Annotated in this window: 1 protein-coding gene; it reads right to left on the bottom strand. The window is 68.5% G+C overall.

The genetic code is table 11. The features are described 5' to 3' along the window. Positions 1–213 (bottom strand): 4Fe-4S binding protein (locus DVDV_RS21770; RefSeq protein ID WP_175577154.1); only part of this gene is annotated, 213 nt, incomplete at both ends.

Here is a 213-nt window from a genome sequence, read left to right on the forward strand (position 1 = left end):
GATGGCTGCGTCGGGCAGGTTTCGGCGCAGACGTTGCATCCGACGCAGGCCGTCGCGTCAACGGCCACGCTTCGGGTGGCGACCAGACCCAGGTCGGCCACCTGCGGCCGCACGCAGCCGTTGGGGCAGGCCGATACCGCCAGACGGAACTGCTCATGGCGGCGCAGCACCAGGACGAGGATCATGGCCAGGGCGGCGTTTAGCCCGAAAAAT

The organism is Desulfovibrio sp. DV, from assembly GCF_001936595.1.
Lineage (GTDB): Bacteria > Desulfobacterota > Desulfovibrionia > Desulfovibrionales > Desulfovibrionaceae > Solidesulfovibrio.